15 protein-coding genes are annotated in these 11,562 nt (G+C 72.2%); 9 read left to right on the forward strand and 6 right to left on the reverse strand.

All coding sequences use genetic code 11. The features are described from left to right. Positions 1 to 3 precede the first annotated feature (3 nt). The 7 genes from GA0070607_RS25705 (at position 4) to GA0070607_RS25735 (ending at position 5,557) form a co-directional block, all read left to right on the forward strand. Positions 4 to 1,242, forward strand: coding sequence for an amidohydrolase family protein (locus tag GA0070607_RS25705; protein ID WP_089020477.1), 1,239 nt, complete (start codon positions 4 to 6; stop codon positions 1,240 to 1,242). Next, positions 1,239 to 2,882 (forward strand): DUF885 domain-containing protein, encoded by a 1,644-nt coding sequence (locus GA0070607_RS25710; RefSeq protein ID WP_089020478.1) that lies wholly within the window; start codon positions 1,239 to 1,241, stop codon positions 2,880 to 2,882. Before GA0070607_RS25705 ends, GA0070607_RS25710 begins: the two co-directional genes overlap by 4 nt. Before the next feature lie 41 nt (positions 2,883 to 2,923). Beyond that, positions 2,924 to 3,298, forward strand: coding sequence for a nuclear transport factor 2 family protein (locus tag GA0070607_RS25715; RefSeq protein WP_089020479.1), 375 nt, complete (start codon positions 2,924 to 2,926; stop codon positions 3,296 to 3,298). Beyond that, a complete protein-coding gene (locus tag GA0070607_RS25720; protein WP_089020480.1) occupies positions 3,295 to 3,621 on the forward strand; it encodes a TIGR04076 family protein in 327 nt (108 codons plus the stop codon). Before GA0070607_RS25715 ends, GA0070607_RS25720 begins: the two co-directional genes overlap by 4 nt. Then, entirely contained in the window at positions 3,618 to 4,610 is a 993-nt protein-coding gene (locus GA0070607_RS25725; RefSeq protein WP_197701168.1) for an LLM class flavin-dependent oxidoreductase, read from the forward strand. Before GA0070607_RS25720 ends, GA0070607_RS25725 begins: the two co-directional genes overlap by 4 nt. Before the next feature lie 120 nt (positions 4,611 to 4,730). Beyond that, positions 4,731 to 4,931: a hypothetical protein gene (locus tag GA0070607_RS25730; protein WP_089020481.1), complete on the forward strand. Its 201-nt coding sequence runs from the start codon at positions 4,731 to 4,733 to the stop codon at positions 4,929 to 4,931. A gap of 185 nt (positions 4,932 to 5,116) precedes the next feature. Next, complete coding sequence (locus tag GA0070607_RS25735) at positions 5,117 to 5,557, forward strand: DUF1801 domain-containing protein (protein ID WP_089020482.1); 441 nt, start codon at positions 5,117 to 5,119, stop codon at positions 5,555 to 5,557. Positions 5,558 to 5,576: 19 nt separating this feature from the next. Here GA0070607_RS25735 and GA0070607_RS25740 read toward each other — a convergent pair whose 3' ends face one another. Then, positions 5,577 to 6,077, reverse strand: a complete 501-nt coding sequence (locus tag GA0070607_RS25740) for a DUF2231 domain-containing protein (protein WP_089020483.1) — start codon at positions 6,075 to 6,077, stop codon at positions 5,577 to 5,579. A 129-nt stretch (positions 6,078 to 6,206) separates the two neighbouring features. On the opposite strand from GA0070607_RS25740, the gene GA0070607_RS25745 reads away from it, so the two are divergent. Next, a complete protein-coding gene (locus GA0070607_RS25745) occupies positions 6,207 to 6,869 on the forward strand; it encodes an HAD family hydrolase (RefSeq protein WP_089020484.1) in 663 nt (220 codons plus the stop codon). A 54-nt stretch (positions 6,870 to 6,923) separates the two neighbouring features. Here GA0070607_RS25745 and GA0070607_RS25750 read toward each other — a convergent pair whose 3' ends face one another. Both GA0070607_RS25750 and GA0070607_RS25755 read right to left on the reverse strand, forming a co-directional pair. Next, the gene (locus tag GA0070607_RS25750; RefSeq protein ID WP_089020485.1) at positions 6,924 to 7,613 is read right to left on the reverse strand and encodes a LysE family translocator; all 690 of its coding nucleotides are present in this window, start codon (positions 7,611 to 7,613) and stop codon (positions 6,924 to 6,926) included. After that, positions 7,610 to 8,356: a metallophosphoesterase gene (locus GA0070607_RS25755; RefSeq protein WP_089020486.1), complete on the reverse strand. Its 747-nt coding sequence runs from the start codon at positions 8,354 to 8,356 to the stop codon at positions 7,610 to 7,612. The genes GA0070607_RS25750 and GA0070607_RS25755 overlap by 4 nt, the downstream gene beginning before the upstream one ends. 90 nt (positions 8,357 to 8,446) lie before the next feature. On the opposite strand from GA0070607_RS25755, the gene GA0070607_RS25760 reads away from it, so the two are divergent. After that, on the forward strand, positions 8,447 to 9,052 hold the full coding sequence (locus GA0070607_RS25760; protein WP_089020487.1) for a CGNR zinc finger domain-containing protein: 606 nt from the start codon (positions 8,447 to 8,449) through the stop codon (positions 9,050 to 9,052). 9 nt (positions 9,053 to 9,061) lie between these two features. On the opposite strand, the gene GA0070607_RS25765 is transcribed toward GA0070607_RS25760, so the two are convergent. Genes GA0070607_RS25765 through GA0070607_RS25775 form a run of 3 tightly spaced genes read right to left on the reverse strand, consistent with a single transcriptional unit; the run spans position 9,062 to position 11,537 of the window. After that, positions 9,062 to 10,111: an SEC-C domain-containing protein gene (locus GA0070607_RS25765; RefSeq protein ID WP_231930354.1), complete on the reverse strand. Its 1,050-nt coding sequence runs from the start codon at positions 10,109 to 10,111 to the stop codon at positions 9,062 to 9,064. A gap of 4 nt (positions 10,112 to 10,115) precedes the next feature. Continuing rightward, on the reverse strand, positions 10,116 to 10,676 hold the full coding sequence (locus GA0070607_RS25770) for a GNAT family N-acetyltransferase (RefSeq protein WP_089020489.1): 561 nt from the start codon (positions 10,674 to 10,676) through the stop codon (positions 10,116 to 10,118). A 24-nt stretch (positions 10,677 to 10,700) separates the two neighbouring features. Beyond that, positions 10,701 to 11,537, reverse strand: coding sequence for an aldo/keto reductase (locus GA0070607_RS25775; RefSeq protein ID WP_089020490.1), 837 nt, complete (start codon positions 11,535 to 11,537; stop codon positions 10,701 to 10,703). Between the last annotated feature and the right edge of the window lie 25 nt (positions 11,538 to 11,562).

The following is an 11,562-nucleotide window of genomic DNA, read 5'->3' on the forward strand; positions in this document are numbered from 1 at the left end:
CCCATGCGCATACCCACCGAGCAGGTCCTGGTCAACCTCGCCCTCTATGACGGCGTCGAGGACGCCGTCCAGCGGGACCGGGGTATCTGGATCGACGCCGACGGGATGATCCGTGCCGTCGGCCAGGTCGACGACGTACTCGCCGAAGCCGGTGACGCCCGCGTGGTCGACCTCGGCGGCGACCACGTCATGCCCGGTCTGACCAACATGCACGTGCATCTCTCGCTCGGGCTGCCCGGCCACCTCGCGGAAACGGTGCACGGCTCCAACCTGGCCGAGTTGGTGCTGCTGATGGCCGACTCGGCCCGGCGCACCCTGCACGCCGGCGTCACCACCGCTCGGCTGGTCGGGGAGAGCCGGTACGCCGACTTCGCCCTGCGCAAGGGGATCGAGGCCGGCGCCGTCGACGGACCCCGCATCTTCACCGCCGGGCACGCGCTCTGCTGCACCGGTGGGCACGGCTGGGAAGCGGACGCCCTCGAAGCCGACGGCGCGGACGGTTTCCGCCGGGCCACCCGGGAACAGATCCGCGCCGGAGCTGACCTGATCAAGGTCTGCATCTCCGGCGGTATCGCCGGCCAGTTCGAGGCGATCGACACGCCACAGCTGCTCGACGACGAGATGGCGGCGGTCATCCGCGTCGCGCACGACTGGGGGCGCAAGGTCACCGCGCACGCCGGCCCAGCCGACTCGGTCCGCCGCGCGGTGGAGCTCGGCCTCGACTGCGTCGAGCACGGCTACGAGCTGACCGACGAGGTCACCCGACTGATGGCTGAGCGGAATGTCTGGTACGTGCCGACCATCGTGGTGAGCCGGTGCGAGCAGTTCTTCCGCGACTCCGGGGTGCCGGGCTGGCTGATGGACCGCGCCCTGGCCGCCGGCCCACGGCACTGGGAAAGCCTCCAGCACGCCATCGGCAACGGCGTGCCGATCGCCCTGGGCAGCGACATGCCCCCGCACGCCGGCTACGACGAGACCACCGCGACCGTCCGCGAACTGGAGTTCATGGTGGACGCCGGGATGCCGGTCCCGGACGCGCTCAAGGCCGCCACCACCCGCCCCGCACAGTGGCTGGGTCGGGCCGACACGCTCGGCAGCGTCGAGGTCGGCAAGCACGCCGACCTGCTGGTGCTGCGCGACGACCCGACCCGCTCCGTCTCCGCGCTGCGCACCCTGCACGTGGTGATGAAGGGCGGCGTCGTGTACCGCGACGACCACGGACGTACCCGGGCGCCGCGATGACCAGCATCACCGCCGTTGCCGACGGCTACCTCGACGCGCTCGCCGACCTGGACCCGCAGGCCGCCGAGGCCGCCGGGCGTACCGCCGACTCGCAGGTCCCGGACCTGTCGCCGGACGGGTTCGACGCCCGGGCCGAGCTGGCCCGACGCGCCGCGACGGCCGCCGCCGCCGCGACCGCGCACGGCCCGGCCGAGCGCGCGCTGGCCGGCGCCCTGCTCGACCGGCTGGCCAGCGAGGTCGACCTGTACGACGCGGGCTTCACCACCCGGCTGCTCGCACCCCTCGCCACCCCGGTGCACCTGGTCCGGCAGATCTTCGACAACCTCCCTCGGAACACCGAGGACGACTGGGCCGTCGTCGCCGCCCACCTGCGTCAGGTGCCCGCGGCGCTCGACAGGTACGCCGCGACGCTGCGCCGCTCAGCGCAGCGCGGACACCTGGTCGCCCGCCGTCAGGTGCTGGTGGTCGCCGAGCAGTGCACCGCCTGGACCACCGCCGACTTCTACGGCCGGTTGGTGGCCGGCTACCCCGGTGGGCTGCTCGCCGGGCAGCTGCACCTCGGCGCGCGGCTGGCCACCACCGCCACCGCGGACTTCGCCGCCTTCCTCCGAGCCGAGCTGGCTCCCGCCGCGTCCGAGGTCGACGGCGTCGGCAGCGATCTCTACAGGGTCACCGCCCGCAGTTTCCTCGGCGCTGCCGTCGACCTCGACGACCTGTACGCCTACGGCTGGGAGGAGCTGGACCGCACCGCCGCCGAGCTACGCGCGGTCGCGAACGAGCTGGGCCACGCCGACGTGGCGGCGGCCCGGGCGGCGCTGGACGCCGACCCGGACGGTCGCGTCCCGGCTGGTCCCGCCCTCGAGCAGTGGTTGCGACAGCGGACCGCGCAGCTGACCGACGCGCTCGACGGCACGCACTTCGACATACCGCCGGCCACCCGACGGGTGGTGTGCCGGATCAGCCCCGCCGCGTCCGGCGTCATGTACTACACGCCTCCGGACCCGGCGCTGACCCGTCCCGGCGCGATCTGGTGGTCGGTGCCCACGGGCCAGTCGACAGTGCCGGTGTGGCGGCACGTCGGGACGCTCTGCCACGAAGGGCTTCCCGGTCACCATCTCCAGCACGCCATCACCCTCACCACCGCCGATCTGCACCCCTGGCAGCGCAACCTCTGTCAGGTCCACGGGTACGCCGAAGGCTGGGCGCACTACGCCGAGCGGCTCGCCGACGAGATCGGCCTCTACACCGCCCCGGCCGAGCGGCTCGGGATGCTCGACGGCCAGATGTGGCGCGCCGCCCGCGTCGTCATCGACCTCGGCCTGCACCTCGGCCTGTCGATCCCGGCCGGTAACGGGTTCACCCGGGAGCGGCGGTGGACCCGTGCGCTCGGGGTGGACATCCTCACCCGCGTCGCCGGGCTGGACGCCGAGACAGCGCGTTTCGAGGTCGACCGGTACCTCGGCTGGCCGGCGCAGGCCCTGGCGTTCAAGGTCGGGGCGCGGCTGTGGCAGCAGGCCCGCCGGGACGCCGAACGGCGTGCGGGCGCCGCGTTCGACCGCAAACGGTTCCACCACACCGCGCTGGCGCTCGGACCCATGGGACTGGATCCACTGCGCGCCCGTCTCGCCGACCTGCCCTGACCACCCTTACCGCCCCCGGCTCCGATCGGAAGTGACCGCCGATGACCACCGATGAGCTCACCACCACCATCACCGGCCTGTACCGGTCGCTCGGCGACCGGCCGGCCTTCGACGCGCACCTGCATCCGGAGGTGACTATCTGGGAGTCCGACGCCGACGGCCTGCTGTGCGGCCTGACCGCGCTGGACGACCTGCGGGACCGACGGGCGGCCCGGGCGGCGGGGTCGTCCCCGGTCGCGGTGGCGCCGGAGGATCTGCGCGCCGAGGCCTGGGGCGACACCGGCCTGGTCCGCTACGTGTTGCGAGCCCGGTACGACGGCGCCCGGCCGGACGAGTGCTTCCGGGTGACCGACGTGCTGCGCCGCGAGGGAAACGCCTGGCGGATCGTGCACCACCACGCGGAGGCCGTGCGATGAGCGCCGACGAACCGACCACCGACCTGTACGACCTGCGGGTCGTGGTGGAGCGGATCGAGGGCCGCTCGGTGTGTGGTCTGAAGCCGGGCGACCATATCGACCTGACCGGTTCCAGCCGGCTCACGATCCCCGCCGGCGGGCACTTCTGCCTGTACGCCCTCGCCGCGTGCCTGCCCCTGCTCCCGGCCAAGCAGCGGGAGTTGGCCGAGGGTGACTGGCTGGCCCGGGACAGTCACGTCGCCTGCCCGGACCCGGAGGAGCGGGTCATCCTGCGCATCGAGCGGACCAGCCGCCGGCAGATCCCCACCGGAGAGTTGACGTGAGCGCAGGGCTGGTCGGCATCGGCCTGCAGTCCGACAAGTCCGCCGACGAGTACGCCGAGCTGGCCGAGCTGACCGAACGGCACGGGTTCGACGTCCTGTCGGTCTTCGGTGACCTGATGTACCAGCCGCCGATCTTCCCGCTGCTGGTGGCGGCGCGGCACACCCGGCGGATCCGCCTCGGCGCGGCGTGCCTCAACCCGTTCACCATGCACCCGGTGGAGGTCGCCGGTCAGGTGGCCGCGCTGGACCTGGCCTCGCACGGTCGGGCCTACCTCGGGCTGGCCCGGGGCACCTGGCTCAACGAGATCGGCGTGCCGCAGGTCCGGGCCATCCGGCGCATCGTCGAGACGGTCGACGTCGTCCGACTCCTGCTCGCCGGTGATGACAGCGGCTTCCAGGGTGGAGAGTTCAGCGTGGCGCCGGGCACGTCGCTGCGGTACACGCCGGCCCGTGCCGACGTACCGGTCCTGGCCGGCACCTGGGGGCGGCAGACCGCGCGGGCGGCGGCGGGGTTCGCGAGCGAGGTCAAGGTCGGCGGGTCGGCCAACCCGGCGATGGCCCGGATGATGCGGGCCTGGCTGGACGGCGCGACGCTGACTGGGGGCGATGGCACAGGTGTCGTGCTCGGGGCGGTCACCGTCGTCGACGAGGACGGTGCGCTGGCACGTCGGATGGCCCGCCGTGAGGTGGCCATGTACCTCGCGGTGGTCGCCGCCCTCGACCCGACCATCGAGGTGGATCCGGAGCTGCTGGCACGGATCCAGCAGCACGTCGGCCGCCGGGAGGACGACCTCGCCGGCGCGCTGATCGGTGACGACCTGCTCGATCTGTTCGCCTTCTCCGGCACCCCCGAGCACGTCGCGGCGCAGGCCGCGGCGGTGTTCGACGCCGGGGCGAGCCGGGTGGAGTTCGGCACTCCGCACGGGTTGACGCCGCGCCACGGGATCGATCTGCTCGGCCGGCGGGTGCTTCCGCTGTTACGCGGGTGAAAACTCCTCATCAAGGACTCTCGAAGATCACGCACTCGCGCATCTGATCTTGCAGAAAGCCGCCCGAAGAGGCGCTTTCGTCCACATTGGACGAGGAGGCACGGCGTCAAGGCGCAGAAGGTGACCTCGTTCCAGGTGTGGACCTCGACCGACGACGGTGCCACCTGGAAGACGGCGCGGGTCACCGGCGCGGGGGACAACTACCGGGTCGAGCTGCCGAAGGCCGCCGCCGGGCAGCCCGTCTCGCTGCGGGTGAAGGCTGCCGCGAACGGCGGTAGTGGTATCGACCAGACCATCATCCGGGCGTACAACGCCGGCTGATCGTCACCGGAGCTGGTGCGGCCCGGCCCTGCGCCGGGCCGCACCAGCACCACGGACCGGCCGACGACCGACGCTCGGCAGGGCTTCCCGCGCGGGCCAGCACGGGCAGCATCTCTCCTGGCGAGCGCGCGAGGACGTGGCCTGACCGGGGTGGCGGCGTCGTACGGGAGTGAGAGCATCCCGTCATGGCGACAGCGAAAGAGCCGGTGACGGTCCCGACCGAGGTCAGCGTCGATGACTTCCTGGCCGCGGTTTCTGATGAGCGTAGGCGGGCCGACGCGGGGCGGCTCCGCGCGATCATGGGCGAGGTGACCGGCGAGCCGGCGGTGATGTGGGGTCCGAGCATCGTCGGCTTCGGCAGCTACCACTACAGCTACGACAGCGGGCGTACGGGCGAGGCGCCACTTGTGGGTTTCTCGCCGCGCAAACAACACCTCGTCGTCTACCTGGTGGGCGGTTTCGAGCAGCGGTACGGCCGGATCCTCGAACGGCTCGGCCCACACCACGCCGGAAAGGGCTGCCTCTACCTGAAGCGGCTCGACACCGTCGACGAGAGCGCGCTGCGCGAGCTGCTCGACCGCACCGCGCGGGTGCACCAGGGCGTCGACCGGGCCAGCGGACGCTGACCCGCACCGCCGGTTCTGGTCACTGACCCGTCCAGACCGCCTTCGCGCCGGAGTCGCCGGTGCGGATCACGTAGTAGAGGGCGACGCCGGCGGCCACCAAGGACAGCACCTGCAGCGACAGGGTCAGCGCTCGGCTGGTGACGCCGCCTGCGGTCGCGCTCGCCTCGGCCGCGCGGGGCGGGACGAACCAGACCAGTGCCAGCGCCACGATCGCCAGCCCGATGGTGGCCCAGAGCGTGAAGTCGCCGAACTGCTGGTGGGCCTCGATCGTTGGGACGAACTCCGGGGTTACCCGGTTGGCGGCCCGCATGCGGTCGAAGAAGGCGTCACCGGTGAGTTTCGCCAGCAGCGCGGCGAGCGGTGCGCCCAGGGCGAGCAGCCCCAGCACCCAGCGGGTGTGCGGCCGGAGCGGCGCGACGAGCGCGTAGGCCACCGCCAGGAGGGCCAGCAGCGGCACGAACACGACCGCGGCGTGCAATACGAGAGGATGGGCGGGGATGCCCATGAACTCCTCGAACATCGGCGTCTCCTACGGCGGTGGCGGGCGGACCGTGATCGTCCACCGATGGACGCTATCGGTACCGGCTGGGTGTGTCAGCCCCCAATGTGCGAGCGCTCGGCGGCAGGCGGGGATGCATAGGGTGCGACGGTGCTCAAGGGACTGCTGCTCGACTTCTACGGCACGGTGGTCGAGGACGACGACGCCATGATGGCGGCGATCGCCGACCAGGTGGCCGCCCGCGCCTCGGTGCCGGTCTCCGGCAGCGATGTCGCCACGGCCTGGGCAGCGGAGTACGAGGCGGTGGCGTCCGGGCCACGGTTTCGCTCTTTGCGGGACAGCGCGATGGCGAGCCTGGCCTCGGTGATGGCCGAGGTCGGCTGCGCCCGTGACCCGGCCGCCCTGTGCGCGGAGCAGTTCAGGTACTGGCGCTCACCACCACTGCGGCCCGGCACCGCTGAGTTCCTGTCCCGCGTCACAGTGCCGATCTGCCTGGTGTCCGATGTGGACACCGATGACGTGCGTGCGGCGATGGCACACCACGGCCTGGCCTTCGCGGCCGTGGTGACCAGCGAGGCCACCCGCGCGTACAAGCCGGACCGGGCCATGTTCGGCCGGGCGCTCGCCGCCCTCGGGCTGGAGGCGCACGAGGTGCTGCACGTCGGTGACTCGCTCACCGCCGACGTGGGCGGGGCGCACGCGGCGGGCATCCGGGCCGTCTGGGTCAACCACCGGGGGCAGAGCGCGCCGCGCGATGCCCCGGTCGCGTACGAGATCGCCGACCTGTCCGAGCTGGCCGGGATCCTCCGATAGCGGCCGTCCGGCCGGCAACCGTCCTGGCCGGTGCTCGGCGGGCGGGCGCTCGGCTCAGGTCACCACGGACCGCACACCGAGGCCGAGCAGGATCACGCCGGTCAGCCGATCGAGCATGCGTCGGACGCTGGCCGTGCGGAGCAGCCGGGCGGCGGCACCGGAGACGGCGGTCCATCCCGCGAGCCAGCAGGTGTGCAGCGCGGCGTGCGCCGTGGCGAGAAGCAGCATCGGCACCAGCACCGGTCGGCCCGGTTCGAGGAACTGCGGTGCCAGGGTGAGGTAGACGGCGGCTGCCTTGGGATTCAGGACGTTGCCCAGCAGTCCCTGAAGGTAGGGGTGGTGCACGCGCCACGGCAGCCTCCGGGCGCGGACCGGAGCCGGCCGGCCCGCCGCGGCCGTCGCCTCCGCCGTGGCCACGTCCGACGCCCCTGACCTGGTCGCAGTGCGGCGGTAGGTCGCGGACCAGAGAAGCCACAGCCCGAGCCCGATCAGGTAGGCGGCACCGACCAGCTTGACGACCCAGAACACCTGCGACGAGCGAAGCAGCAGCGCGGCCAGGCCGGCGGCGGCCAGGGTGGCATGCACGTAGATCCCGGTGACCGTACCCAGGATCACCCACCATCCCTGCCGCCGCCCGCCGGTGGCCACCCGTGAGACGACAAGCGTCATGCTCGTTCCCGGTGTGGTGGTGATCGGCGCGACGGCGGCCAGGAAGCTGAGCACCGCGACCCCGTGTGTGCTCATACCACCACCCGGTAGTGGGTCGTGAGCAGTCCGGTGTCGTCGTACACGTGGAATGCGACGCCGGGCGGCTGGGTCTGGGTGGTCAACGGTCCCTGGCCCTCCCAGGGCATCCGAAGGGTGGAGACCACGCCCGGCGCGATCCGCAGCGGGCGGCCGGCGAAGGTGCTCGCGGCCGCGGTGTGGAAATGCCCGGTCAGCACGGCGACGACCTGCGGGTGGGCGGTGACCAGGTCGGCCAGGGGGTCGGCGGGCAGTAGCCGCATCGGGTCGATGACCGGGTGGTGCAGCACGACCGGCGGGTGATGAAAGGCGATGAACGTCGGCGTGTCGGCCGGCACCGAGCCCAGTTCGTCGGCGAGCCACGTCACTGTCTCGTCGTCCAGGTGGCCGTCGTCCTGGCCGGGTACGGAGGAGTCGGCGAGGAGGAAGACCGCGCCGGCCACGTCGTACCGGGTGTTGATCGGGCCGGTGCCGCCACCGCCGTCGCCGAGCAGACCCTTGCGGTACGCGTCGCGCACATCGTGATTGCCGGGACAGATCATGACCGGCAGCGGGGAGTCGAAGAGCTTCGCGGCGGTCTCGTATTCGGCCACCTCGCCATGGTCGGCGATGTCCCCGGTGATCAGGATCGCGTCGACCGGTCGTGGCAGGGCGTGCAGGTGGTCCATCACCCGGGCGGTCCGTTCGGCCGATCGGGGGTGATGGTCGATGTGAGTGTCACTGAGGTGCGCGATGACCAACACGACGACCCCTAATGGTTATCGACGGCAAATGCATTAGGGAAGTTACACTGGGCGGCGTCGGCCACACAAGCCAGAACAGGAGGGGCCGCGATGTCAGCCCAACTCGCGCTCGCCCTGGTCAGCACGATTCGACACGACGGCAACGGCGGCGTCGCCGATGACCTCGCCGACCTCGCCGGCCTGAACGCCTGGCTCCGCGAGCAGGCCGAGCCACTGCGGGAGTACGTGGGCGGGTTCGAGATTCGTGGCGGCGTGGTCGACGAGCGGACCCGGCTCGACGTGGTGGCGGTGCGCCGCGCCGCGCGTACGCTCTTCGCGGTGGCGGTCCGCCCCGGCCCGCCGAGCCGCGCCGACTCCGCCTCGCTGCTCCCTCCACAGGAGGCGGTCGCCCGGCTCAACCAGGCCGCCGGGGCGTTGCCGGTCCGGCCGGTGCTGAGCTGGGCGGAGGAGGACACGCCGTCCCTCGCCTGGCGTGGCGAGGCGGCTGACACGCGGCTGGCGATCACCGCGGGGCTGGCACGTGCCGCCATCGAGTTCATCGCCGGTCCGGCCCGCGACCTGTTGCGGGCCTGCCCCGCGCCACGCTGCGTACGCTACTTCGTCAAGGACCACCCGCGTCAGGAATGGTGCAAGCCCTCCTGCGGCAACCGTGCCCGCGTCGCCCGCCACTACCAGCGGCACACCGCAGGTCGATAGCTACCGCGATCAGCTACGGGAGCGTGGCAGGCAGTCCTTCTTGTACTTCAAACCCGAGCCGCACCAACAGGGGTCGTTGCGCTCGGGTGGCCAGGGAATCCGTGCGCCGGGTCGAGCCGCGAGTTCGCTCGCGTAGCCGGCCCGGATCTGTGGGTCGGCCAGATCGCCGTTGAGTCGGCTGGCATGGGCGCCCAGGCCGGCAACCGTCGCGCTGAGCACGCTCAGGCCGGTCCCGCCGGCGCTCGCCAGCCGGACCAGCTCCTTCTCCAGCCGGGCCCGATGCTCGTCCCAGTCCGGCCCGTACGCCTCGCTCAGGGCGGGGTGCTCGGCCAGCAGGCGGTCGAACTCGGCGCGGGGCCAGAAGAGCAGGTCCTGCTGACCGCCCTCGCGCTGCGCGGCCCGACGGACGAGCTGGGTCTCCAGCCGGTCCGCCAGGTCGTCGTGCCGGTCGTGCGGCAGGTTGAGGTCCCGGCGTACCCGGTGCCGCTGTTGCAGCAGGAAGAACAGGACGCCGGGCGATTCCGGGGGGCCCACCTCGACCGGAGGCTCCACGGCGGTGATGGCCTGCGCCGACGCTCCGGCGGCGGTCGCCCGCTCGCCGAGCAGCGTGTCGACGGCCTCGCTCAGCCATCTCTCGGCGATCGCCGAACGACCACCGGAGTCCAGCGCCGCGCTCACGTAGGCGGGGGCGTCGGGCTGGATGAGCAGGAACGGGCGAAGCGCGGTCAGCTCCGCCATCGCCTCGTCCTCCCGGCCGGCGGCCTGGAAAAGGGTCCGGGCCCGCAACGCCCGGGCGAACCCGGCCCGCGGGTCGTCCCCTGACGGGTACGCCGCCAGGGCGCGGTCCGCGTACCGGAGCGCGGCATCTGACTTCCCCCGGATCTCGGCGATCTCGGCGGCCAGGGTCAGCGCGTCGCCGGCGTCGTCCGGGTCCTCCAGCCTGTCCTGCTGCGCCGCGTCGGCCAGGTCGGCGGCGACACCGAGCGGGTCGGCCATCCCGAGCGCCGAGCGGCGAATTTCAGCGAGGTCAGCCTTGGTGAGTACGTCTTTCGTCGGCACGATCTCACGCTACGTCGGGGTGCTCCCGGTGTGCCGGCAGATCAGCTGTAACGCCGCTCTCACGTTGGTGCGAGGTGAACATGATGCTCGGCGCCGTGGCCGGGCTCTCGGTGTCGCGCACGGCCACGCCCGCCTCGCGCACCATGAACACGTCCACCGGATCCTCGGTCTCGAGTCTGAACCCGTGCCGTTCGTACAGCCGCCGGGCCGGACTGCCCTGCAGCACGTTCAGCCGGACCGGGGTGCCATCGCGGTCGCACTGCTCCAGCAGCCCGCGCAGCAAGGCCCCACCGATGCCGCTGCCCTGCAGGTGCGGGGCCAGGTAGAAGTGCTCCAGCCAGTGGGCGTCCCCGGCCGGCCGCAGCGACACGCAGCCGGCGAACGCGCCGGCCACCTCGATCACCCAGGTGTGCGCCGGCGCGAACCCGTCCCGCAGTCGTTGCCGCACCCGCTGCTCGTCGTACCGCCCGAGCCGCTCCAGATCCGCCCGCAGCACCAGGGCCCGCAACTCAGCCACCGCCTCGACGTCCGCCGCCGACGCCGGCCGGATCTTCCAGTCCGCCATGGTCGGCAGACTACTGAGGGCCGCTCAGAACTCCTCGTACACCGCCGGGTCCTGGTCCGCCAGGCGCCCGTCCGGGCGGCCCAGCGCGGTGATGGCCTCGACCTCCGCGTCGGTGAGCTTGATCCCGAAGACGTCCAGGTTCTCGAGCTGCCGCTGCGGGGAGGCGGCCTTGGGCAGCGGGATCACCTGGCGGGTCACGTGCCAGGCGAGGATCGTCTGCGCCGGGCTGACGCCGTGAGCGGTCGCGATCTCCACGATGACGGGGTGCTGTTGCAGGTCGTTGCCATGGCCGAGTGGGCTCCACCCCTGCACGAGGATGCCGTGCTCCCGGTGGTAGTCGATCGCCTCCTGCTGCGGGAAGTACGGATGCACCTCGATCTGGTTGACCACCGGAGCAACCCCTGTCTCGGCCACCAGCCGGTCGATGTGCTCAGGTAGGAAGTTGGAGAGACCGATGTGCGTGACCAGGCCGCGCTCGCGGGCCTCGATCAGCGCCTGCCACGCCTGCACGTACAGGTCGACAGTGGGGTTCGGCCAGTGGATCAGGTACAGGTCGACCCGGTCGAGGCCGGTGCGGAACACACTCTCCTCGATGGTGGTAAGCGCCTCGTCGTAGCGGTGGTGCCGTCCCGGCAACTTCGAGGTGACGACCAGCGCGTCCCGTACGTCGCCCGCCGCACGCGCGGCCCGGCCGACCGCGCCCTCGTTCTCGTAGTTGACCGCCGAGTCGAGCAACCGGTATCCCGCCCGGATCGCCTGACCGATCGCGTCGACACCCGCCGAGCCGTTCAGGCGGTAGGTGCCGAGCCCGATCGCCGGCAACGTAGTGCCGTCGGCGGCCGTCAGGTGAGGAATTGCCATGGTTGATCTGCCTTTCGTCGACCGT

The organism is Micromonospora coriariae, assembly GCF_900091455.1.
Classification (GTDB): Bacteria; Actinomycetota; Actinomycetes; order Mycobacteriales; family Micromonosporaceae; genus Micromonospora; species Micromonospora coriariae.

What these genes read in the sequence shown, in the direction of transcription:
- GA0070607_RS25705 (WP_089020477.1), top strand. Translation starts at nt 4, where the DNA reads ATGCGCATACCCACCGAGCAGGTCCTGGTCAACCTCGCCCTCTATGAC.
- GA0070607_RS25710 (WP_089020478.1), top strand. Translation starts at nt 1,239, where the DNA reads ATGACCAGCATCACCGCCGTTGCCGACGGCTACCTCGACGCGCTCGCC.
- GA0070607_RS25715 (WP_089020479.1), top strand. Translation starts at nt 2,924, where the DNA reads ATGACCACCGATGAGCTCACCACCACCATCACCGGCCTGTACCGGTCG.
- GA0070607_RS25720 (WP_089020480.1), top strand. Translation starts at nt 3,295, where the DNA reads ATGAGCGCCGACGAACCGACCACCGACCTGTACGACCTGCGGGTCGTG.
- GA0070607_RS25735 (WP_089020482.1), top strand. Translation starts at nt 5,117, where the DNA reads ATGGCGACAGCGAAAGAGCCGGTGACGGTCCCGACCGAGGTCAGCGTC.
- GA0070607_RS25740 (WP_089020483.1), bottom strand. Translation starts at nt 6,077, where the DNA reads ATGTTCGAGGAGTTCATGGGCATCCCCGCCCATCCTCTCGTATTGCAC.
- GA0070607_RS25750 (WP_089020485.1), bottom strand. Translation starts at nt 7,613, where the DNA reads ATGAGCACACACGGGGTCGCGGTGCTCAGCTTCCTGGCCGCCGTCGCG.
- GA0070607_RS25760 (WP_089020487.1), top strand. Translation starts at nt 8,447, where the DNA reads ATGTCAGCCCAACTCGCGCTCGCCCTGGTCAGCACGATTCGACACGAC.
- GA0070607_RS25770 (WP_089020489.1), bottom strand. Translation starts at nt 10,676, where the DNA reads ATGGCGGACTGGAAGATCCGGCCGGCGTCGGCGGCGGACGTCGAGGCG.
- GA0070607_RS25775 (WP_089020490.1), bottom strand. Translation starts at nt 11,537, where the DNA reads ATGGCAATTCCTCACCTGACGGCCGCCGACGGCACTACGTTGCCGGCG.